The following is an 18,656-nucleotide window of genomic DNA, read 5'->3' as shown; positions in this document are numbered from 1 at the left end:
TTACCGACCGATCAGGGCGCGTGCGATGATGACGCGCATGATCTCGTTGGTGCCTTCGAGGATCTGGTGGACGCGCAAATCCCGCACCAGCTTCTCAATGCCGTAGTCGTGCAAATAGCCGTAGCCGCCATGCAGTTGCAGCGCGTCGTTGGCGACGTTGAAGCCGATGTCGGTGACGAAGCGCTTGGCCATCGCCGACCATTTCGAGGCATCCGGCGCCTTGCGGTCGAGCTTCGAGGCGGCGGCGTAGAGGAAGATGCGTGCTGCCTGCAGCTCGGTCTCCATGTCGGCGAGCTTGAACTGCAGCGCCTGGAACTGGTTGATCTTGGCGCCGAAGGCCTTGCGCTCGGCGGTGTAGGACAGCGCCTTGTCGAGCGCCGATTGCGCCCCGCCCAGCGAACAGGCGGCGATGTTGAGCCGGCCGCCGTCGAGCCCGGCCATGGCGATGCCGAAGCCGGCGCCTTCGGCCGAGAGCAGGTTTTGCGCCGGCACCTTACAGTCCTCGAAGACGACCTGGCGGGTCGACTGCATGTGCCAGCCCATCTTGTGCTCGTTGGTGCCGAAGGACAGGCCGGGCGCATCCTTCGGCACGACGAAGGTGGAAATGCCCTTCGGCCCGTCGGCGCCGGTGCGCGCCATGACGATGTAGATGTCGCTGTCGCCGGCGCCCGAAATGAACTGTTTGACGCCGTTCAGCACATAGTCGCCACCGCTCTTCACCGCGCGCGACTTCAGCGCTGCCGCATCCGATCCCGAACCCGGCTCGGTCAGGCAATAGCTGGCCAGCCACTCCATCGAGGTCAGCTTCGGCAGGAAGCGCTGGCGCTGCTCGTCACTGCCGAAGCGGTCGATCATCGACGCCACCATGTTGTGGATCGAGATGAAGGATGAAAAGGCCGGATCGGCGCGCGAAAGCGCCTCGAAGATCAGCACGGCGTCGAGCCGGCCGAGTGCCGAGCCGCCGACGTCGTCACGGACATAGATGCCGCCAAGGCCGAGCGGCCCCGTCTCGCGGATCACGTCGGCCGGAAAATGCTTGTTGCGGTCCCAGTCGAGAGCGTTCGGTGCGACGCGGTCGGCAGCGAAGGCTTCGGCCATCTCCTGGATGGCGCGCTGGTCCTCGTTGAGTTCGAACTGGCTGGTACCCGCATCGACAGCGGCGTCCATAGCGTGCTCCCTGATGTCTTCGGCCGGCTGGCCTGTCGTTTTTGGCTTTGCGCGCCGTCCAATCTAGACCAATGATGCCGCCGCGCAAGCCGACCGTCTCCATCCAACCATTGGGGAGCGGCTGTGCGCGAATGCGTGTGCGGAGCAAGGCGTGACGACAAATTTCGATGAACTGCTCGAGTGTTTTCATGCCTATCTCGACGGGTTCGATGATGCGCTGGTGCGCGATGCGGTGGCCCGGATCGGCTGGGCCATGCCGGCGCGTCCGCTCGAGCCGCATCCGCTCGCCTGCCTGCGCCAGCTCGACCGCATCGTCGAGCTCGCTCCGGCAGGTGCCAGGCCGCTGTCGCGGCTGCTTGCGGAGCGTCGCGGCGATCTGAGATGGGGCCAGACCTACAGCGAGGCGGATTTCGGCAAGACGTTCATCGACAATTACGGCTGGCTGGAGGTCTTCGGTACGCGCGGCCATTTCGTCAACGACGAGGTCGCGGCCGGCTTGCTGATCCTCGGACCTGATATCGTCTATCCCGATCATCACCACGTCGCCGAGGAGATCTACATTCCGTTGACCGGCGGCACCGAATGGCGCATTGGCGAAGCCGAATTTCGCAGGCGCGAGGCGGGTGAGGTGATCCACCATGCCTCTGATATCAGTCACGCGATGCGCACCGGCAAGCAGCCGCTGCTGGCGCTCTACATCTGGCGCGGCGGGCCGCTGGCGGCGAAATCCACGATCACCGGCAGCGTTTCACAGGGCAGGAATTAATGGCCAGAGCAATCATGCTGCAGGGCACGGGCTCCGATGTCGGCAAGACGGTGCTGGTCGCGGGCCTGTGCCGCGCGGCGAGGAACCGTGGGCTGAAGGTACGGCCGTTCAAGCCGCAGAACATGTCGAACAACGCCGCCGTCGCCGACATTCCGGGCGACAACTCCGGCGGCGAGATTGGTCGCGCCCAATGGCTGCAGGCGATCGCCTGTGGCGTTGTGCCCTCCGTCCACATGAACCCGGTGCTGCTCAAGCCGCAGACCGATGTCGGCGCGCAAGTTGTGGTGCAGGGCAAGGTGTTCGGCGAGGCGCGGGCGCGCGACTACCAGGCGCTGAAGGGCCGGCTGATGGATGCCGTGCTGGACTCCTGGGCCAAGGTCGGCGAGGGCGCCGACCTCGTCATCGTCGAAGGCGCCGGCTCGCCGGCCGAGATCAATCTCAGAAGCCGAGACATTGCCAATATGGGCTTTGCCACGCGCGCCAATGTGCCAGTGATCCTCGTCGGCGACATCGATCGTGGCGGCGTCATCGCCTCGGTCGCCGGCACGCATCTGATCCTGCCGGAAGAGGACCGGCGCATGATCGTCGGCTATCTCATCAACAAGTTCCGCGGCGATGTCTCGCTGTTCGATGACGGCATCAAGGCGATCGAGACATTCACCGGCTGGCGCTGTTTTGGCGTTGTGCCGTGGCTGAAGGCGGCGGCGCGGTTGCCATCTGAAGATTCGGTGGTGCTCGAACGCCTGGCTTCCGGCGAGAAGCGCGCGCTGAAGGTCGCCGTGCCGGTGCTTTCGCGCATTGCCAATTTCGACGATCTCGACCCGCTCAAGGCCGAGCCTCAAGTCGAGGTGGTGTTCGTTCCGCCCGGCCAGCACTTGCCAGAGGATGCCGGGCTGGTGGTCATTCCCGGCTCGAAGTCGACGATCGGCGATCTCCTGAGATTTCGCGACAATGGCTGGGACCACGACCTTGTCGCCCACCGCAAGCGCGGCGGCCACGTCGTCGGCATCTGTGGCGGCTTCCAGATGCTCGGCCGTGTCGTGCGCGATCCCGACGGCATCGAGGGCAGCGTTACCGAGACGGAAGGGCTCGGCCTGCTCGACGTCGAAACGGTGATGGAGCCGGAAAAGACGGTGCGCAATGTCAGCGCGCGCTCGCTGCAGTTCGACCTGCCGCTCGAAGGCTATGAGATCCATCTCGGCCGCACCACCGGTCCCGACACGCTGCGGCCGTCCACCGTCATCAACGGCGCCGCTGACGGCGCTGTCTCAGTCGACGGAAAGGTGTCGGGCACCTATCTGCACGGGCTGTTTTCCGCTGACGCTTTTCGGGCGAAATTCCTGGAAAACCTTGGCGTCAAAGGCGGCGGCATCGACTATCGCGCCGAGGTCGAACGGGCACTGGACGAGGTCGCAGCCGAACTGGAGACCCACCTCGACTGCGACGCCATCTTTGGTCTGGCGCGGTAGCTCCTCGGCGCGCAGAAGTTTTGACAGGTCAGATGTTACGTTGACGAACCGCATGCCCTGGCGGATCCTGCCGTTACCTGCGGTGCGGGACCTTTCGGAACGCTGGAGGGACAGTACCCAGGACAGTACCCCCTCTGCGAAGGAACTCGACGGAGGGTGCTCGGTTCTGGGTCGCCGCGCCTTGCGAGGTTGTCATGGCAGGATCCCAGGGTCTCCGCGACGGAGCTTCGCTCCTGCTTCGCCCGGGGATGACGAAGTTGGGGAGGCTTCGACCAATCCCGAATGTTTATGATAATTGACCGAAACGAACGGTGAAACCTTGGCCGCCAACAGGCCCTCAACCGTCACATTCCCTGTGCAGCGTTACCAGTTCACGCTTTTTCACCGGCCTTCGGCCAATAGGTGCCGAACGACCAGGCATTGCCTTCCGGATCGCGGCAGATGAACTCGCGGCTGCCATAATCGCGGTCGGTGAGTTCTTCCAGTATTTCGGCGCCGGCCTTTTTTGCTCTGGCATAAGCGGCATCGGCATCGTCGACGGCAACATAGATCGATCTGCCGCCACCCGGGCCCGGTGCACCGATCATCTGGCCAAACTTGTCGTCGCGTGCAGTGCCCAGCATGATCATCGAGGAGCCGAAAGTCAGTTCGGCGTGATGGACAATGTCGCCTTCGCCGTAGCGGGCATGAACGGCAAAGCCGAAGGCTTCACCCAGCCAGTCGATCATTTTCGCGGCATTGCGGTAGCGCAAGGTGGGATAGAGCCTGGGCGGTTCGACTGACATGGTCATGGCGATCTCCTTCAATTGGATTGTCGATAACCCAGTCTGGGCGAAAGCTGTTCGCACGTCTTGAAGAAATGTTACCCGTGCGCCCACTGGGCGTGGCAAGGGGCGTTTCAGAACCTATGGCCGGGCGGCAAGCGTCGTCGGCGTTTCGCCGGCAAGGTCGCGGAATTCGCGCACCAGATGCGCCTGGTCGGCATAGCCGCAATCGGCGGCGATATCAGCCCAACCGGATTTGTCCTGCCTTGACAGGCCGAGCGCCCGGTTGAAGCGGACGATGCGCGACAGCGTCTTGGGGCCGACGCCGATCGCATTGGAGAATTTTCCCGAGAGATGCTTGCGGCTCCAGCCCAGCCTGTCGGCGAGCGATGCGACGCGAATGCGGCCACCTGAGACGATGATCCTGTCATAGGCCCAGGCGATTTCGGCCGGCGTTTCCCGGGCCTCAGTCAGCCGTGCGGCGACGAACGTCTCGGCGATGGCGAAGCGTGCGGTCCAGTCGCGCGCATTACCAAGTCTTTCGCGCAGCGCGATCCCTTCGGGGCCAAGCACATCGTCGAGGCCGACCATGCGATCGGTCAGTTCGCTCATCGGAAGGCCGAAGAAGCGTCGGGCGCCGAGCGGCGTGAAATTGACCTGGACGCAGCAGGCGCCGCCGAAGGATTCGATCACCACCGGACCGGCATAGAGGCCGGCGGCGAAACTGGCGAAGCGGTCATTGTTGCCTGGATTCTTGCCGAGCCCGATTGCGAAGGGTTCGGCAAAGCTGATGACCAGCGGCACGGTCAGCGATGCATATTCGACGTTGCGGAAGCGGCCGGGCGCGGTTTCACGATAACCGCAGATGTCGGTGACTGAGCCGTGGAGCCGAGGGCCGGGCGCACGCCGCACCATCTCGACCCGGCCGAGGCCGGGAATTTCATGGCGGCTTCCGTCTTCGCTCTCGGCGGGCATGAGCTTTCCTTCCGCCCAAGGAGTCTAACAGACCAGTCCTCAGAATCAAAAGCGCCCGGCTTGTGGCCGGGCGCTCCGAGTTGCCTGAGGTCTGAGTGCTTAAGCGCCGCGAACCAGGCAGCCGCCAGCAAGCACGATATAAGCGATGAGGACGATCCACACCGCGGCCAGAGGAATGAATGCAAGAACGCCGAGAGCGGCGAGCAGGCCGATGAGGGCGATAACAAGGGATATGATAAAAATAAGCTGCGTAGGCGCACTGAGATTCATGCGTGGCTCCTCCAACATGATTCGTACAACCGCATAGTATCAGTCGCGTCGTCACACACCAATCAGCGTGCGCAGCGGGTTCGCCGGATCGGCCAGCAGTTTGCTGGCCAGTGCCAGGCAGACGATCACCAGCAGCGGTTTGATCAGTTTTGCGCCATTGCGGATGGCGAGGCTGGCGCCGACACGGGCGCCGAGAAACTGGGCGACACCCATCATCAGGCCGATCTTCCAGTAGACGACCCCGGCAGCAGCGAAGACGATGAAGCCGCCGATGTTGGAGGCAAAGTTGAGCAGCTTGGTATGCGCCGTCGCCTTAAGCACGCCGTAGCCGGCCAGGGTGACGAAGGCCAGCATGTAGAAGGAACCGGCCCCCGGCCCGAACAGGCCGTCATAGAAGCCGACAATCGGCACCAGGATCAGCCCGAACAGGAACGGCGACAGGCGCCGGGCGCGGTCGACGTCGCCCATGTTTGGCTTGAGGGCGAAGAAAAGCGCGATGGCGATCAGCAGGATCGGCAGAAGAGCCCGCAACAGGTCGCCCGGCACGAATGTCGCCAGCAAAGCGCCGAGAGCACTGCCGGCAAGCGCCAACAGGGCCGAAGGCAATTGCCGGCGCAAATCGACATGGCCCTTGGCGGCGTAGTGGATGGTCGCCGACCCCGAGCCGAACATGCCCTGCAGCTTGTTGGTCCCCAGCGCCTCGACCGGCGAGAAGCCCGCCAGCAGCAGTGCTGGAATGGTGATCAAGCCGCCGCCGCCGGCAATCGAATCGACGAAGCCGGCAGCGAAGGCGGCGACGCCGAGGATGACGACGGTCTGGGTGGCGAGATCGAACATCGGATGGTTGCGGGAAGGGCTTCTGGCCAGCGGGAAGATGTGGGCGTTCGAACCACAGCCGACCCGTTTGCGCAAGGCCGATTCCGCGCTACCTATGCCAAGCGCGCCGCGACGCGCTTGGCTCTTTTGTTTTATGCATGTCGTTATCTCAAAACCGCTGCGCACTTTTGAGCGACATGCATTTGACGAATCGGAAAGGGACGCTGATGTCATTCGCTTTGCTGGACCAGATACGCTCGATCTTCGAAGGCGACCCCGGCGTGCGCAAGGTCGCGGACGATCCTGTACTGTCGGCGGAACTGCTCATGCTGTTTCGCATGATCCTGGCCGATGGGTCGGTCAGCGAAAGCGAAATGACCGCCTTCAGGCGTATCTGCCGGGACGCCTTCGGCATTCCCGAAACCAGCATCGACAGCGTCATCGAATATCTCAACGAATTCGGCTACGAGACCAACAGCTCGCAAGCCATCGCTCAGTTCCGCGACCTCGACATCGAACGGCGCAAGCTGCTCGCCCGCCACATGGCCGAGATCGCCAAGGCCGATTCGCAACTTGCCGGGAGCGAGATGCAGCTCTTGCGGCGCACGCTCGACCTGCTCGAAATCAGCCCTGCCGATGTGGTGAAGCCGCAAGGCTGAGGCATCGTGTGATAACGATTTGATGGGCCATGGAAGCGTCGCCGCCCCTTGGAGGCGAGTCGGGTCGTAACTGATTACGAGAGCAGCGCCGCTTAGGCGAGCCCGAATGCTAGGACCAGGAAGCCCATCGCCCCGAACCCGGCATGGATAACGATCCCGGCCCATGTACTGCGACGCCGCTGGACAACGTAGGGCAGGAGCAACGTGATCGGCACGAGCGTCAACAGGACTTGCCAAGGGAAGGCAGCGTGGAACAGTAACCACATTATCCCGTTGACCAGCCAAGCCCACCCCCCGAAGGCAACCTCTTGCCGCGGCAGTGCGACACCCCGCCAGACAAACTCTTCCCCAACGATGTTCAGTACAAAAAACGGCAGCCACGCGCCGAGAATCCAGTACCGCCCAGGACCTAGCGGCTCGAAAGCCATGAACGAGGGATGAAGAGTCTTCCCGTCTTGCAGCATCCGGAGCGCCGCGCCGATGCCGCCGGTCAGCACGCTGACAGCCACCAGCCCTCCAATAGCCCAGAGCCAATCGCCGCCATTCATAGTGCGAAGCCACAGCCGCGCGCCCAACGACACCAGCCTTCCTTGTCTCCGCTCTCGATGCAATAGCAGGGCAGCCGTGAGAAGCAGGGGGCCAAAAAGAATGATGCTTGCGGCCAAGAACCACATCACCACAGTCTCAGCCCCGCTAGCGGAGACGAACGTTGGGACGGCTATCCGCGTTACCAGGAACAGCAGCAGAGCACCCGCCCCGAACAGCGCAGCAGAGCCGCCCAGGCCCAGTGGAGGAGGCTCAGGCCCTTCGCGCGTTTCAGAACTGTTGGCTGTCAATAGCCATTCTCCCGCCCGTGCGCCCGACGAATTAGCCGTGCCACGAAGCCGCTCACCCCTGTTCCTGCAGCCGTTTCGCGATCGCCCGATGCAAATCGGGAGCGGCTGCGACCAGCGCCTTGGCGGCTTCGGACTGCGGATGGTCGAGAACCTCGCTCGTCCTGCCGCGCTCGACGATCTTGCCGTCATGCATGACCATCACCTGGTCGGTGATGGCGCGGGCAACGGTCAGATCGTGGGTGATAAATAGATAGGCAACGCCGAGCTTTTGGTTGAGCTCGGCGAACAGGTCGAGAATTTGGGCGCGGATCGAGACATCCAACGCCGAGACCGGCTCGTCGGCGACGACCAGCTTGGGGCGGGTGATGATGGCGCGGGCGATCGACAGGCGCTGGCGCTGGCCACCCGAAAACTCGTGCGGATATTTGTCCATGTCGCGTGGACTAAGGCCGACCTCGTGCAAGGCCTTTGCCACCATCTCGCGCCGTTCCGCATCCGTCGGCTTCTTCTCCAGGACATGCAGTGGCTCGGCGACCAGTTTTTCGACCTTCTGGCGCGGATCGAAGGAGCCGTAAGGGTCCTGGAACACCACCTGCATGTCGCGTCGCGCCGGCTTGAGCTCAGCCTCGCTCTTGCCGGTGATGACCTGACCGCGAAACCGGATCGTTCCCGATGTCGGCCCGTCCAGCGCCAGGACCATGCGGGCAAGCGTGGACTTGCCGCAACCGGAACTCCCGACCAGCGCCACAGACTGCCCGGGATCAATCGAGAACGAGACATCGTCGACGGCGCGGATCGGGGCCGCGCGCTTCAGCAACGATTTGCGCCGTCCCGGATAGTCCCGCGTCACGCTCTCTACCTGAAGAAGAGGCTTGGCCACCTGAAGAAGAGGTTTGGCAGCCTGGACCAGGGGGTTGTCTTGGCCGACCTCGTGTGTCCTGGCACGCGCCGGCACATGCATCGAGGCCTGCGCCAGTTGTCGCGTGTAGGGATGGAGCTGCTCAGACAAAGTGCGCGCCGTGTCGCCGGCCTCCATCACTTCGCCGTGGCGCAGGATGGTGATGCGGTCCGCCATCTCGGCCACCACCGCGAGGTCGTGCGAGATCAAGAGCAGGCCCATGCGGCTCTCTGCGACCAGGTCGCGCAACAGGTCGAGGATCTGCGCCTGCAGCACGACGTCGAGCGCCGTCGTCGGCTCGTCGGCGATCAGCAGCTTGGGCTTCAGCGCGCAGGCAATGGCGATGACGACACGCTGGCGCTGACCACCGGAAAGCTCGTGTGGATAGCGCGACAGCGGGAACTGTGCCGCCGGCAGGCCGACCCGGTCGAACATTTTTCGCGCGCGGTCCTCGGCGTCGGCGCGGCTTGCCCTGGTGTGCCAGCGGATGCCTTCGGCGACCTGCTCGCCAATGGTCTTGACCGGGTTAAGTGCCGTCATCGGCTCCTGGAAAACCATGCCGATATCGTCGCCGCGCAGCGCGCACATCTGGTCTTCGCTGGCCGCAAGGATGTCGATGCCGTCGAAGACGACGCGCCCGGTGGCGCGCGCCGCCCAGGGCAGAAGCCGCATCACCGTCAGCGCCGTTATCGACTTGCCCGAGCCGGATTCGCCGACCAGCCCCATCACCTCGCCGGGCGCGACGGAGAGCTCGACATCCCTCAGGATCGGCGTATCGCCGATGCTTAGCGACAATCGCTCGATTTCGAGCAGGCTCATCGCTGCCGCCGCGATTTAGGGTCGAGGATGTCGGCAATACCGTCGCCGAGCAGGTTCAGGCCAAGCACGGTGACGACGATCGCCATGCCTGGAAAGATCGCCATCCACGGCGCCGCCACCATGCGGGTCTGCGCGTCGAACAGCATCCGGCCCCAGCTCGGCATCGGCGGCTGTGTGCCGAGCCCGACATAGGAAAGCCCGGCTTCGGCCAGGATGCCGAGCGCGAACTGGATGGTGCCTTGCACCAGGAGCAAACTGACGATGTTGGGCAGCACATGCTCCAGCGTGATCAGCGTTTTGCCTTTGCCGGCGGCGCGCGCGGCGAGGATGAATTCGCGTGGCCAGATCGCCAGCGCACCGGCCCGGGCGACGCGGGCGAAGACCGGGATGTTGAAGATGCCGATGGCGATGATGGCGTTGAGCGCGCCCGGCCCGAAGATGGCGGTGATCATGATCGCCGACAGCAGGGCAGGGAAGGCGAAGACGAGATCGTTCAGCCGCATCACCGCTTCATCGACGATGCCGCCGCGCGCCGCGGCGAAGGCGCCGAGCGGCACGCCTACGCCCATGCCGATGCCGACAGCGACCAGCGCCACGGCGATCGAATTGCGGGCGCCGACCATGATCATGGAAAGAATGTCGCGGCCGAAATGATCGGTGCCGAACCAGTGCGCCGGCGAGGGTGCCTGGGTCTTGTCGGCGATGATCAGCCTGGTGACGTCAAAAGGCGTCCAGAAGAACGAGACGATAGCGACCGCTGCCACCAGTGCGGTGATGGCGAAGCCGGCGAGGAACGAGCGGTTGGTGAAGGCCTTGACGAGGATGTCGGCAAAATTTTCCTCTGGGATGTCGAAGCGCAGCGTCATTGGCGGCTTCTCAGGCGCGGATCGACGACCGCATAGGAGAGATCGACGAGCAGGTTGACCGCGATGACGGCGGCAACCAGCAGCATGACGACGCTTTCGACGACGATCAGGTCGCGCTGGGTGATCGCCTGGAATACCAGCCGGCCAAGGCCGGGCAGGTAGAAGACGTTCTCGATGATGATGGTGCCGGCGAGCAGGAAGGCGAACTGCAGGCCGAGAATGGTCAGCACCGGGATCATCGCGTTGCGCAGCGCGTGCCGCCACAGCACCGCGCGAAAGGGCAGGCCCTTGGCGCGGGCGGTGCGGATGTAGTCCTCGTTCAGCACTTCGATCAGCGCCGAGCGGGTGACGCGGGCGAGGATCGCCGCTTGCGGCAGGGCGAGCGCGATCGCCGGCAGGATCAGCGATTTCAGCGCCGGCCAGACGCCGGCGCTCCATCCCGGAAAGCCACCTGCCGGCACCAGCCGCAGCCAGACGGCGAAGAGGTAGATCAGCATCAGCGCAAACCAGAAGTTCGGCACAGCGACGCCAAGCTGTGCGGCGCCCATCGCAATCGTGTCGCCGGCCCGCCCGTGCCGGCCGGCTGAAAACAGCCCGACCGGAATGGCAATGATGGTGGACAGCGCCAGCGCGATCAGGGCCAGCGGCAGCGAGACGACGACGCGCTCGCGGACCAGGTCGATGACCGGCACCGAATAGGTGTAGGAGCGGCCGAAATCGAGGCTCAGCAAGCCGCCGGCCCAGTGCAGATAGCGCAGCGCAAGGGGTGCGTTGAGGCCCATCTGGTTGCGCAGCAACTCGACCTGGTCGGCGCTGGCGTTCATGCCAAGCATCAGCCGCGCCGGGTCGCCGGGAATGATCTCCAGCACGGCAAAGACCACCATGGAGGCGAGAACCAGCGTGATGAGCGCGATGGCAAGACGCTTGAGGAGATAGGCGGTCATGGACGTTGAGGAACCGCTGTGTTGCCTGCAAAGATCGGGCGACAGTGCTCTTTCACGTCCCCGTCTGTCCTGCCGGACGCGCCGGCCCGAGCCACGGGCTTCGGCAGGGCAGTTGCTTCAGACAAAAGATAGCGCTCGACCGGCCAACTGTTAATGCCGGCGCCGCCCCTCATCCGCCTGCCGGCACCTTCTCCCCGTATAGTGACGGGGAGAAGGGGGCTGGCCGCAACCTTGGCACCCCTTCTGCAACGCTGGAGATTGGCGAAATCCTTTGCGAAGGCGTCCTTCTCCCCGTCACTATACGGGGAGAAGTGCCCGGCAGGGCGATGAGGGGCAGCGCAGAACTGAAGCGATTGCCCTGCGGCTCGGGCCAGGCATCCCGGCAGGACAGAGGGGGGTGCCACCGGCTGCAAGCTTCGCCCCTTTGGCCAGCAGCCCCTCACTCCGTCCACTTCACCTTGGTCAGGTCGTTGGCCTGGATCGGGGCGTTTTCCCAAAAACCTTCGAGCTTGGCGTCCCAGACGCCGGCTTTCGGCAGTTCGTAGAGGAAGCCGACTACGGCATCGTCGGCCAGTATCTTCTGCGCCTCGCCGAGCAGCGTCATGCGCTTGGCCTCATCGGAGGTGAGGCTCAGATCGGCGATGATCTTGTCGAAGGTCGGGTTGTCGTAGTTGAAGTAGTAATCCTTGCGCGAATAGATATCGATGTCGTTGGGCTCGGTGTGGGAGACGATGGTCAGGTCGTAGTCCTTCTTGGTGAAGACCTGGTCCAGCCACTGCGCCCATTCCACGGGCACGATCTGCAGATCGATGCCGACATCGCGAAGCTGCGACGCTATGATCTCGCCGCCAAGCCGCGCATAGGGAGGCGGCGGCAGTTTCAGCGTCGCCTTGAAGCCGTTCTCCAGACCGGCTTCCTTCAAGAGTTCCTTGGCTTTCTCGACATTGTGCGGATAGAGGCCGGTGAGGTCGACATAGGCCTTGTTGGCGGGCGACATATGCGAGCCGATCGGCACACCCAAACCGGCCGAGGCGCCGTCGATGATCGCCTTGCGGTCGAGCGCAAACGAAATCGCCTGCCTGACCTGCAGTCTGTCGAAAGGCGGCTTCTTGTTGTTGATCGAGAGAATGGTTTCGCCCTCGGTCGCGCCGATCACCACCTTGAAGCGTGGGTCGTCCTTGATCTGGGCGACACTGTCGGGAGCGGGGAAGAAGGGAAAGGCCTGGATGTCGCCGGAAAGCAATGCCGGCACAGCGGCAGCGGCATCGGGAACAATGCGGAACTCTGCCTTGTCGAGGGACACCGGGGCGCCCCAGTAAGTGTCGGACTTGATCAGCGTGATCGACGAGCCCTTGGCCCAGTTTTGGAAACTGAACGGGCCGGTGCCGACAGGCTTTTCCTTGTTGGTGTCGGCTGTCTCCGGCGCGACGATGACCGCGTCGCCCCAGCCCATATTGTAGAGGAACGAACTTTGCGGGTTCTTCAGCGTGATCTTGACCGTCGCCGGATCGACCACATCGACCGTATCGATGGCGGCGAACAGGCCCTTTTGTGCGTTGACGGAGTTGTCGGCACGGGCGCGGTCGAGCGAGAATTTCACGTCGTCGGCATTGAAGTCGGTGCCGTCATGGAATTTGACGCCGGTATGCAGCTTGAAGGTGTAGACCTTGCCGTCGTCGGAAATCATCCAGCTTTCGGCCAGATCCGGCAGCACATCGCCGTTCGGACCGATGCGGGTCAGCCCCTCGAACACATTGGCGTAAAGCACTTCGTCGATCGCCGCCGCAGCACCTGCGGTCGGATCGAGATGCGGAGGTTCGAGCGTAATGCCGATGACCAGATCGGTCCGCGCGGCAAATGCCGATGTTCCGGCAGACAGCACCAGGGCCGCGGCGGTGAGAATGGTTTTCCACAATTTCATCGTGCAACTCCCGATATGCTCAAAAACATGCTCAAAACCCGGTGGATAGAAGCGTGATTTCACCAACGAGTAAATTGCGTTTCGTGTTTTCCGGCAGCGCCGGCAGGAATGTTTTTTCGCCCATCACCGACTACCGAGCGCCCGCGCCCCTAAGCAGCACGTTGAGCCCGATCGCCATCACCTTGGCCGATTCGACCATGTCTGATATCCCCACCCATTCGTCGGGCCTGTGGGCGAGGTCGAGGATGCCCGGGCCATAGGCGATGCAGTCGTAGATGTGACCGATGCGGGCAATGTGCTTCTGGTCGTAGGTGCCGGGCGAAATCACATAGTCGGGCTCGCGGTCGAATATCTCCATGATGCCTTGCGCCACCGCCTTGACCACCGGCGCATCGCGCTCGGTCATCAGCGGCAGCACCTCCATGAGATCGCGGATCTCGTAGTCGAATTTCTTGCGCTCGCGTTTCAGCCGGTCGAGGATATCGGTCACCTCGCTTTTGACCGTGCCGAGGTCCTCTTCGAGCAGGAAGCGGCGGTCGATGGTCAGCCGGCAGGAATCGGGGACGTTGGGCGAGGGCAGGCCGGGCCGGAAATCCTCGGTCTGGCCGCCGTGGATCGAGTTGATGTTCATGGTCGAGCGCTTGGCCCCGTCGGGCACGACCGGCATGCGCGTGACCTTGCGGTCGAGCGCCGGAAACAGCTCGTCCTCGAAGGCCTTTAGCACGGCACCCATATGGCGCACCGCGTTGTCGCCGAGGAACGGCATCGAGCCGTGCGCAATCTCCCCCTTGGTCTCGATCTCCGCCCACCAGACGCCGCGATGGCCAAGGCAGATGCGGTCCTTGTTCAACGGCTCGGGGATGACGACGTGGTCGACCTTCGGCTTGGAGAAATAGCCGAGCTTTGCCAGATGGGCGACGCCGCCGAAGCCGCCGGACTCCTCGTCTACCGTGCCCGATATTTCGATGGCGCCCGGAAAGTCGGGGAAGACCTCCATGAAGGCCTCGGCGGCGATGATCGACGAGGCCAGGCCACCCTTCATGTCGCAGGCGCCGCGGCCATAGACCTTGCCATCCCTGACGATGCCGGCGAAGGGATCGAGGCTCCAGCCGTCGCCTGCTTCGACCACGTCGATATGCGAGTTGAAATGCACGCAGGCGCCGGGCGAGCGGCCATCGAAGCGGGCGACGACATTGACGCGCGGGTAGCGATCGGTGTCACCGGGCGTGCCTTCGGCGCGGATGAATTCGACTTCGAAACCGCGCTTCTTCAGCCGCGCTCCGACGTATTCGGCGCATGGCCGATAGGCTTCGCCGGGCGGATTGATGGTCGGAAAGCGAATCAGGTCCGCGGTCAACGCGACCAGGTCGTCGACCCGATCACCGACCGCTTTCAGGAGCCGTTCATTCATTTCGTTCATTCGGCGAATTGAGCAGCCAATGATGCGCTTTGGCAAGCCTGATGGCGGGTCGCGCCCTAGTTACGTGGTTACGTGTCGTCACGGCAACTATCGCGGGAAATCGTTCAAATTCGCTGCTTTGGATTGGTGAATTCGTCAGAGGTGTGTGGTTACCTCATTCACTTGCGATTAAAAAGATGAAGAATTGCGTGAAGGCAAGCAGGCAAGGGCAGTCAAAGGGGTTTGATCGCATGAAAACCGTTTTCATGGCAGCGGCACTGGCAACGACGCTGCTCGGTTCATCGGTCGAGGGCTGGGCAGCCAAGCTGGTTGCAAGGATCGACGTGTCGTCGCAGACGATGACTGTAAGATACGGTCAGGCGGTTTACCGATGGCGCGTATCCACGGCGCGCAAAGGCTATATCACGCCGCGCGGCAGCTACCGGCCGCAACGAACGGCACGGATGTGGTATTCGCGCAAATACGACATGTCGCCGATGCCTCATTCGGTATTCTACCGCGGCGGCTACGCCATCCATGGCACCGGCGCGGTAAAATCTCTCGGGCGCCCGGCGTCGCATGGCTGCGTGCGGCTGCACCCGGCGAATGCCGCCGCCTTCTATTCGATGGTGCGGCAAGCCGGCTTCCGTAACACGCGGATCGTGGTGACCAACTAGAGCGCGGAAAACACGCCGATCGCCCCGACCAGAACTAGGCTTAGCGCCCAGATCACATCTAGATCAAACCAGCTTTTCGAAAGAAACCTTAATCCCAGCCACCGATAGACGCCGAAGGCCAAAGCGCCGCCCGCAGTGATCATCGAGCCGGTGTGGACCGCTGCCACGCCGATCGAGAGCGCTGCAGTTCGTGCAATGAGGGCGGTCGCGGCACGGTGCCCAGCATCCGTTTCAACGACGCCGCACAGGCCGAGGTAGATCGGCACCAGCATCAGGCCGGCGCCATGCGTGACGGCGACCAGAAAGGACCAGAGCGCCAGTCGCGACGGCGGCACGCGCGCCAGAAATCTAGGATGCCGCCGGTTGAAGAGCAGCCAGACTCCGAGCGCGACGACAATTAGACCTGCGCCAACGCGGATCTCGGTTTGCCAATCAACCAGCACGGTCATCAGCGCGAAGGGCAAGAGGACCACCGTCATGGCGACAAGATGCCCGAACGCCAGCGCCAGGAGTGCGCCCGGCAGCGCATAGGCTCGCCGTTCCATCAGGGCGGCCGAAACAGCAAGCGGCCAGCCCATACCCGGGTTTACGCCATGGTAAATCCCGCTGGCGACCACAGCAAACCAGAGGCCGGCTGTGGTCGAAAGGAGTTCGGGCGACACCTAGACCGATGGGTAGCAGAAACTGTCGGTAGAGCAGTCGCCGCCTTCAAGTCGGATCTGGTGCGTTCGATAGCCTTTGGGGAACTCGACGAAGAAGTTGGTGTCGAGCGTCAGGCCACCATTGGCGCCAACATCGGCCTTCACCATAGCCCCGCCGCGCTCGCCGGGATAGAACTGATCGTCCCAGGTCGAATAGAGCGAATTGGTCCAATAGACACGCTTGCCGTCGCGGCTAATCTCGACCATCTGTGGCCCATAGCCGAAGACCTTGCCACAGGGGTGCTTGGTCTTCTTGACGATCCCACCCAGTTCGACCTTGCCCGCCAGAACCGGCTTCATCGGGTCGCTGACATCGTATTGATGCATTTCACCCGTACCCCAACAAGCCACGTAGAGATATTTGTCGTCGAGGCTGAGGTCGATGTCGGTGACCAGCGGGGGCACCGCCGAGAAACCCTTCAGAAGATCCGGCAGATCGTCGGCATTGGCCGGTTGAGGCGGGATGATCGCCGTCTTCTTGGCCTGGAACTTGCCATCTGCGTCGCGCCACCAAGTCCAGATCGAGCCTTCGAGATTGGTGGTATCGACCACAACGCCGCAGAAGCCGTATTGCTGGACTGGATCATGCGCCGGGCGGATTTCGAGCGCCATTTGGTGATTGGCGCCCAGATCGATCGTCTGAATGTTCTTACGCGCACGCAGATCCCAGAAATGCATGCGGTGGCCGTACTTGTTGGACAGTAGATCCTCCGGGACGATGCCGTTTTCGAACTGCGGCGGCAGGGCCCATTCGGAACTGACCATGTAGTCGCGCGGCAGGTTCCACCAGAAATCGTAGTGCTTGTCCTGGGCGCCACGATCTATCTCATAGCGGCCAATGACATCGAAGGTCTGGCAATCCATGATGAAAATGCCCGGAGGACCGTCGGTACCGTCCTTGCCGCCGCCGCCCAGGGTCGAGACATAGATGCCCTCGGGTCCGCAGTGGATCGTATGCGGGCGTGAATAGCCCGTCTTGGCAAAGACTTCTGCGGGTTCGATGATCTTGTGAATCTTGGCGGCTGTCGGCCCGCCCTTCACATCAATTATGTAGATGCGCGACGAACGCATGCCCGGAATGATCAGATAACGACGCTCCAGAAAGGCGTGGCCAGTCAGTGGTGATAGCGCCGAAGAACACGCATTCCAGCCGAAGTGATGAAACTCATCGCCCTTGTTTGGCATGATCACAGTGTGGACGATCTTGCCGAAATCCGGCGAATTTGGATCGACATTCACCACAGCCAGGCCGTCGGGTTGCGAGAAGTCCGGGCTAAGCATCAACGTGTAGGCCAGAGTTTCCGGCGGCCCTTCCATAGCCAGCTTCGGTGACGCATAGAATGTGGGGTCTGGTCGCAGATTCATCGCGGTATCCTCCCTACGCGTTTGTGAAACTTTATTCTTGGTGCTCTCTGTGTCGCTCCCTTTTGAAATGCGGCCCAGGTAGGGATCATAATACACCAAGTCTCCTCGTCTGTCTGACACCGCGTCGCGCTAGCACTATTTACGTGGGCAGGCTTTGGGCAGAATATACGGGGTGGGAGGAAGCATTCGGAATCCTGAATGAATGCGCCCGAACGGCTTCCGACCGTTGGTTGCAAGGGAGGAAAATCATGAAACGTATTTTCTCGCTCGCGGCGTGTGCCGCGGCGTTATCGCTCGGCGTATCGAACGCCTACGCACAATCGGGCGGCGTCGACAAGGCGGTCGGCGGCTACAGCTTCGAAGAAGCCGCAAAGGAGGCCCCCGCTACCAAGGACTTCCATTCGGCCGATGGTCACCTCACTTTCGCTATCGTGACACACACTGCCGGCAATGGGTTCTTCGATCCGGTCTATGTCGGCGCGACCGTCGCCGGCAACCTGATCGGCGCCAAGGTCCTGCTGCTCGGCTCGGAATCGCCGACCGACGACCCTGCCCGCGAGATCGAAATCCTGAACCAGATCGTGCAGGATCCGACGATCGACGGGCTGATCATGACAACGCCCCAGGTCGGCGCCTACAACGACATCGTCAAGGCCGCCGAGGCGAAGGGCATACCGGTCGCTACGACCAATTCCTTTGACGGCACGCTCCTCAACCGCAGCGGCATCGGCCACACCGGCCAGGACGCGTCCGCTGCCGCAATCGCCGGCGAGGCGCTCGTCAAGTGCCTCGCGGACAAGGGTATCGAGAAGGGTTCGATCGTCCTGCCGTCGTCGACCGCAATGGGCAACATCGAGGTGAACAATCGCGTCACTTCGGCTTTCAACGCCATCGTCAAGGGCTTGAAGGATGCCGGCAAGCTTGATGCCTTCAAGGTCGACGCGGGTCCGGAGAACACCGGTATAGACACCAATCCGAATGATCCGGTAAACGGCATCGTGACGCTGTTCGAATCGCGCGGCGACGTCGTTGGCGCGTTCGCCGGCAACAACGTGTTCACGCCGGCGCTTGCCAAGGCCGTCGCTCAGACCGGACTGACCGGCAAGATCTGCGCCTACGGTTTCGACCTGGGCCCGGCCCAGCAGGATGCGATGAAGAGCGGCGATCTGACCGGCGCGCTCGGGCAGCAGCCCTTCTTGCAGGGCTTCTGGCCGGTCATGCAACTCTATCTGGAGATCGATCGCGGCATCGCGGCGGCCAACCTCGACACACGCGCCCAACTGGTGACGAAGGAGACCGTCGAGGACGTCGGCAAGCGCTTCGAGAACTGAGTCCACTCGGAAC

General features: G+C 62.8%; 18 protein-coding genes. 5 read left to right on the top strand and 13 right to left on the bottom strand.

Translation table 11 applies throughout. The annotated features are described in order from the left end of the window. Nucleotides 1–1,167 carry an isobutyryl-CoA dehydrogenase gene (locus tag AC0L14_RS05035; protein WP_473486572.1) on the bottom strand — a complete coding sequence of 389 codons (1,167 nt, stop codon included), beginning with the start codon at nt 1,165–1,167 and terminating at the stop codon, nt 1–3. A 151-nt stretch (nt 1,168–1,318) separates the two neighbouring features. On the opposite strand from AC0L14_RS05035, the gene AC0L14_RS05030 reads away from it, so the two are divergent. Both AC0L14_RS05030 and AC0L14_RS05025 read left to right on the top strand, forming a co-directional pair. After that, nucleotides 1,319–1,933, top strand: a complete 615-nt coding sequence (locus tag AC0L14_RS05030; protein WP_473748803.1) for a dimethylsulfonioproprionate lyase family protein — start codon at nt 1,319–1,321, stop codon at nt 1,931–1,933. Next, entirely contained in the window at nt 1,933–3,402 is a 1,470-nt protein-coding gene (locus tag AC0L14_RS05025; protein ID WP_473748802.1) for a cobyric acid synthase, read from the top strand. Before AC0L14_RS05030 ends, AC0L14_RS05025 begins: the two co-directional genes overlap by 1 nt. Nucleotides 3,403–3,773: 371 nt before the next feature. On the opposite strand, the gene AC0L14_RS05020 is transcribed toward AC0L14_RS05025, so the two are convergent. The 4 genes from AC0L14_RS05020 to AC0L14_RS05005 form a co-directional block, all read right to left on the bottom strand. Then, nucleotides 3,774–4,193, bottom strand: a complete 420-nt coding sequence (locus AC0L14_RS05020; RefSeq protein WP_473486569.1) for a VOC family protein — start codon at nt 4,191–4,193, stop codon at nt 3,774–3,776. A 114-nt stretch (nt 4,194–4,307) separates the two neighbouring features. Next, nucleotides 4,308–5,141 carry a helix-turn-helix domain-containing protein gene (locus AC0L14_RS05015; protein ID WP_473748801.1) on the bottom strand — a complete coding sequence of 278 codons (834 nt, stop codon included), beginning with the start codon at nt 5,139–5,141 and terminating at the stop codon, nt 4,308–4,310. Nucleotides 5,142–5,240: 99 nt separating this feature from the next. Further along, entirely contained in the window at nt 5,241–5,411 is a 171-nt protein-coding gene (locus AC0L14_RS05010) for a hypothetical protein (RefSeq protein ID WP_084646958.1), read from the bottom strand. A 51-nt stretch (nt 5,412–5,462) separates the two neighbouring features. Beyond that, a complete protein-coding gene (locus tag AC0L14_RS05005) occupies nt 5,463–6,248 on the bottom strand; it encodes a TSUP family transporter (protein ID WP_473486630.1) in 786 nt (261 codons plus the stop codon). A gap of 206 nt (nt 6,249–6,454) precedes the next feature. Here AC0L14_RS05005 and AC0L14_RS05000 point away from each other — a divergent pair, with 206 nt between their 5' ends. Beyond that, the gene (locus tag AC0L14_RS05000; RefSeq protein ID WP_123150746.1) at nt 6,455–6,886 is read left to right on the top strand and encodes a tellurite resistance TerB family protein; all 432 of its coding nucleotides are present in this window, start codon (nt 6,455–6,457) and stop codon (nt 6,884–6,886) included. A gap of 92 nt (nt 6,887–6,978) precedes the next feature. Here the strand turns inward: AC0L14_RS05000 and AC0L14_RS04995 are convergent, their stop codons facing one another. The 6 genes from AC0L14_RS04995 to AC0L14_RS04970 all read right to left on the bottom strand — a co-directional run bounded on the left by AC0L14_RS04995 (nt 6,979) and on the right by AC0L14_RS04970 (nt 14,581). Further along, nucleotides 6,979–7,722, bottom strand: coding sequence for a CPBP family intramembrane glutamic endopeptidase (locus AC0L14_RS04995; RefSeq protein WP_473486567.1), 744 nt, complete (start codon nt 7,720–7,722; stop codon nt 6,979–6,981). 52 nt (nt 7,723–7,774) lie between these two features. Further along, nucleotides 7,775–9,439: an ABC transporter ATP-binding protein gene (locus AC0L14_RS04990; RefSeq protein WP_473748800.1), complete on the bottom strand. Its 1,665-nt coding sequence runs from the start codon at nt 9,437–9,439 to the stop codon at nt 7,775–7,777. Further along, a complete protein-coding gene (locus AC0L14_RS04985; protein WP_473486565.1) occupies nt 9,436–10,305 on the bottom strand; it encodes an ABC transporter permease in 870 nt (289 codons plus the stop codon). The genes AC0L14_RS04990 and AC0L14_RS04985 overlap by 4 nt, the downstream gene beginning before the upstream one ends. Continuing rightward, nucleotides 10,302–11,249 carry an ABC transporter permease gene (locus AC0L14_RS04980; RefSeq protein WP_473486564.1) on the bottom strand — a complete coding sequence of 316 codons (948 nt, stop codon included), beginning with the start codon at nt 11,247–11,249 and terminating at the stop codon, nt 10,302–10,304. The genes AC0L14_RS04985 and AC0L14_RS04980 overlap by 4 nt, the downstream gene beginning before the upstream one ends. Before the next feature lie 439 nt (nt 11,250–11,688). Next, nucleotides 11,689–13,170 (bottom strand): ABC transporter substrate-binding protein, encoded by a 1,482-nt coding sequence (locus AC0L14_RS04975; RefSeq protein ID WP_473486563.1) that lies wholly within the window; start codon nt 13,168–13,170, stop codon nt 11,689–11,691. A gap of 130 nt (nt 13,171–13,300) precedes the next feature. Further along, nucleotides 13,301–14,581, bottom strand: coding sequence for an acetylornithine deacetylase/succinyl-diaminopimelate desuccinylase family protein (locus AC0L14_RS04970; protein WP_473486562.1), 1,281 nt, complete (start codon nt 14,579–14,581; stop codon nt 13,301–13,303). A 239-nt stretch (nt 14,582–14,820) separates the two neighbouring features. On the opposite strand from AC0L14_RS04970, the gene AC0L14_RS04965 reads away from it, so the two are divergent. Next, entirely contained in the window at nt 14,821–15,246 is a 426-nt protein-coding gene (locus tag AC0L14_RS04965) for a L,D-transpeptidase (RefSeq protein WP_473549420.1), read from the top strand. Here AC0L14_RS04965 and AC0L14_RS04960 read toward each other — a convergent pair. Then, nucleotides 15,243–15,908 (bottom strand): hypothetical protein, encoded by a 666-nt coding sequence (locus tag AC0L14_RS04960; protein ID WP_473748799.1) that lies wholly within the window; start codon nt 15,906–15,908, stop codon nt 15,243–15,245. The two genes, AC0L14_RS04965 and AC0L14_RS04960, sit on opposite strands and share 4 nt — an antisense overlap. Then, nucleotides 15,909–17,312, bottom strand: a complete 1,404-nt coding sequence (locus AC0L14_RS04955; protein WP_258116342.1) for a selenium-binding protein SBP56-related protein — start codon at nt 17,310–17,312, stop codon at nt 15,909–15,911. 248 nt (nt 17,313–17,560) lie between these two features. Here AC0L14_RS04955 and AC0L14_RS04950 point away from each other — a divergent pair, with 248 nt between their 5' ends. Beyond that, a complete protein-coding gene (locus AC0L14_RS04950; RefSeq protein WP_473549418.1) occupies nt 17,561–18,643 on the top strand; it encodes a substrate-binding domain-containing protein in 1,083 nt (360 codons plus the stop codon). The last annotated feature ends 13 nt before the right edge of the window (nt 18,644–18,656 follow it).

The organism is Mesorhizobium sp. WSM4841, assembly GCF_055811515.1.
This window is presented reverse-complemented; position numbering and strand designations above follow the sequence as displayed.

Coding starts and splice junctions, on each gene's coding strand:
- AC0L14_RS05025 (WP_473748802.1), top strand. CDS start 1,933: ATGGCCAGAGCAATCATGCTGCAGGGCACGGGCTCCGATGTCGGCAAG.
- AC0L14_RS05010 (WP_084646958.1), bottom strand. CDS start 5,411: ATGAATCTCAGTGCGCCTACGCAGCTTATTTTTATCATATCCCTTGTT.
- AC0L14_RS05005 (WP_473486630.1), bottom strand. CDS start 6,248: ATGTTCGATCTCGCCACCCAGACCGTCGTCATCCTCGGCGTCGCCGCC.
- AC0L14_RS04955 (WP_258116342.1), bottom strand. CDS start 17,312: ATGAATCTGCGACCAGACCCCACATTCTATGCGTCACCGAAGCTGGCT.
- AC0L14_RS04965 (WP_473549420.1), top strand. CDS start 14,821: ATGAAAACCGTTTTCATGGCAGCGGCACTGGCAACGACGCTGCTCGGT.
- AC0L14_RS05035 (WP_473486572.1), bottom strand. CDS start 1,167: ATGGACGCCGCTGTCGATGCGGGTACCAGCCAGTTCGAACTCAACGAG.
- AC0L14_RS05000 (WP_123150746.1), top strand. CDS start 6,455: ATGTCATTCGCTTTGCTGGACCAGATACGCTCGATCTTCGAAGGCGAC.
- AC0L14_RS04975 (WP_473486563.1), bottom strand. CDS start 13,170: ATGAAATTGTGGAAAACCATTCTCACCGCCGCGGCCCTGGTGCTGTCT.
- AC0L14_RS05020 (WP_473486569.1), bottom strand. CDS start 4,193: ATGACCATGTCAGTCGAACCGCCCAGGCTCTATCCCACCTTGCGCTAC.
- AC0L14_RS04985 (WP_473486565.1), bottom strand. CDS start 10,305: ATGACGCTGCGCTTCGACATCCCAGAGGAAAATTTTGCCGACATCCTC.
- AC0L14_RS04950 (WP_473549418.1), top strand. CDS start 17,561: ATGAAACGTATTTTCTCGCTCGCGGCGTGTGCCGCGGCGTTATCGCTC.
- AC0L14_RS05015 (WP_473748801.1), bottom strand. CDS start 5,141: ATGCCCGCCGAGAGCGAAGACGGAAGCCGCCATGAAATTCCCGGCCTC.
- AC0L14_RS04970 (WP_473486562.1), bottom strand. CDS start 14,581: ATGAATGAACGGCTCCTGAAAGCGGTCGGTGATCGGGTCGACGACCTG.
- AC0L14_RS04980 (WP_473486564.1), bottom strand. CDS start 11,249: ATGACCGCCTATCTCCTCAAGCGTCTTGCCATCGCGCTCATCACGCTG.
- AC0L14_RS04990 (WP_473748800.1), bottom strand. CDS start 9,439: ATGAGCCTGCTCGAAATCGAGCGATTGTCGCTAAGCATCGGCGATACG.